The sequence below is a fragment of the Stenotrophomonas sp. 2YAF22 genome (assembly GCF_052114665.1).
Classification (GTDB): Bacteria; Pseudomonadota; Gammaproteobacteria; order Xanthomonadales; family Xanthomonadaceae; genus Stenotrophomonas; species Stenotrophomonas indicatrix.
Genome location: NZ_JBFRFE010000645.1, coordinates 1 through 2,415 on the forward strand (window position 1 = coordinate 1; position 2,415 = coordinate 2,415).

The window sequence follows — 2,415 nt, forward strand, 5'->3', positions numbered from 1 at the left end:
CTGTTGGGGGTGGGTGCCGACCGTTGGTCGGCACGCTTCTGACGCTCCGCCACGACCCACGGTCGTGGCCCACCTGAATGGGCCCGCCACCGCGCGGGCCTTTTCTTTGCTGCACTGCGGGTTGCACACCCCTCCGTAATTATGGCGTAATTATCCCAACGCCATTCGGAAGTCCGTCGATGAACCCGAGTTGGGACACGCTGGAGCGGGGCCGCCAGGCGCGGCTGGAACGCGCCGCGCCATGGGCCAGGGGCCACGAGGTGGCGGCCGGCGATGTCGCCGAACTGCTGCACTCGCTGCTGGAACCGGGCGACAAGGTCTGCTTGGAAGGCAACAACCAGAAGCAGGCCGACTTTCTGGCCCAGGCCCTGGCCGACCTCGACCCGGCGCGGGTGCATGACCTGCACATGGTGCAGTCGGTGCTGTCGCTGCCCTCGCACCTGGATGTGTTCGAGCGCGGCATTGCCTCGAAGCTGGACTTCTCCTTCTCCGGGCCGCAGTCGGTACGGCTGGCAAACCTGGTGGCCGAGGGCCGCATCCAGATCGGCGCCATCCACACCTACCTGGAACTGTTCGGCCGCTACTTCATCGACCTGACCCCGCGCGTGGCGCTGGTCGCGGCGCACGCCGCCGACCGCCACGGCAATCTCTACACCGGCCCCAACACCGAAGACACGCCGGTGATCGTGGAGGCCACCGCGTTCGGTGGCGGCATCGTCATCGCCCAGGTCAACGAGATCGTCGACACCCTCCCCCGCGTCGATATCCCCGCTGACTGGGTCAACTTCGTGGTGCAGGCACCTCGCCCGAACCATATCGAACCTCTGTTCACCCGCGACCCGGCGCAGATCTCCGAGATCCAGGTGCTGATGGCGATGATGGCCATCAAAGGGATCTACGCCGAGTACGGGGTGAACCGGCTCAACCACGGCATCGGTTTCGATACCGCAGCCATCGAACTGCTGCTGCCCACCTACGCCGAATCGCTCGGGCTGAAGGGAAAGATCTGCCAGCACTGGGCGCTCAATCCGCACCCGGCGCTGATTCCAGCCATCGAATCGGGTTTCGTCAAATCCGTGCACTCGTTTGGTTCGGAACTGGGCATGGAGAAGTACATCGCCGCGCGCGGTGATGTGTTCTTCACCGGCGCCGATGGTTCGATGCGCTCCAACCGCGCGTTCTCGCAGACCGCAGGGCTGTATGCCTGCGACATGTTCATCGGCTCCACCCTGCAGATCGACCTGCAGGGCAACAGCTCCACCGCAACGCGCGACCGCATCGCCGGCTTTGGCGGTGCACCCAACATGGGTTCGGATGCACGCGGCCGCCGCCACGCCAGCGACGCCTGGATCAAGGCGGGCCAGCAGGCCGCGCGGCCCGGCGAGATGCCGCGCGGGCGCAAACTGGTGGTGCAGATGGTGGAAACCTTCCGCGAGCACATGGCGCCGGCCTTCGTCGACCGCCTCGATGCCTGGGAACTGGCCGAGCGCGCGAGCATGCCGCTGCCGCCGGTGATGATCTACGGCGACGACGTCAGCCATGTGCTGACCGAAGAAGGCATCGCCAACCTGCTGCTGTGCCGCAGCCCGGAAGAACGCGAGCAGGCGATCCGCGGCGTGGCCGGCTATACCGCCGTGGGCAGGGCACGCGACCGCGCCATGGTGGAAAACCTGCGCGACCGCGGAGTGATCCGCCGCCCGGACGATCTCGGCATCAACGTGCGCGATGCCAGCCGCGATCTTCTTGCCGCGCGTTCGGTGAAAGACCTGGTGCGCTGGTCCGGCGGTCTGTACGACCCGCCCAAGCGCTTCCGCAACTGGTAAGGGCCACGCCATGGAAACCCTCGACTATCGATTCGCCGGCACGACGCCCGTGTGCTTCCCCACCGATGCGGTGCTGGTGGGCGTACTGGCCTCGGGCAACCTGGAAATCCTGCTGGAACCGGCCGACCTGGACGGTGCGATGACCGTGCGCATCATCACCGCTGCACGTGGCTTCGGCACGGTCTGGCAGGCGGTGATCGCCGACTTCGCCCAGCGTCATCCCCTGCGCGATGTACGCGTGTCGATCAACGATGCCGGCGCTACACCGGCGGTGGTCAGCCTGCGCCTGGACCAGGCCGTCGAGACCCTGCTTGCCGGAGGCCAGCCATGACGCTCGCACAGCGCACCAGCTATTACGAAGCCGATGCCCGCGCGCGCATCGCCGGGCTGCTTGATGCAGGATCGTTCCGCGAATTTCTCGGCCCAGCCCAGCGCGCCATCAGCCCGCATCTGGCGCAGCTGGACCAGCCGGCCGCCTTCGACGATGGCATCGTCGTCGGTGAGGGACACCTGCACGGCAAGCACGTGCTGGTGGCCGCACAGCAGGGTGAATTCATGGGCGGCGGCGTGGGTGAGGTGCATGGTGCCAAGT

The 2,415-nt window shown here is 66.8% G+C and carries 3 protein-coding genes; all 3 read left to right on the forward strand.

Annotation, left to right across the window (positions count from 1 at the left end):
- The first annotated feature begins 179 nt into the window (after positions 1–179).
- Positions 180–1,823, forward strand: a complete 1,644-nt coding sequence (gene mdcA / locus AB4Y84_RS19405; RefSeq protein WP_442243840.1) for a malonate decarboxylase subunit alpha — start codon at positions 180–182, stop codon at positions 1,821–1,823.
- Positions 1,824–1,833: 10 nt separating this feature from the next.
- Entirely contained in the window at positions 1,834–2,154 is a 321-nt protein-coding gene (mdcC, locus tag AB4Y84_RS19410) for a malonate decarboxylase acyl carrier protein (protein WP_248150543.1), read from the forward strand.
- On the forward strand, positions 2,151–2,415 hold a 265-nt coding region (locus tag AB4Y84_RS19415; RefSeq protein ID WP_442250699.1), incomplete at its 3' end, for a carboxyl transferase domain-containing protein. The genes mdcC and AB4Y84_RS19415, both read left to right, overlap by 4 nt.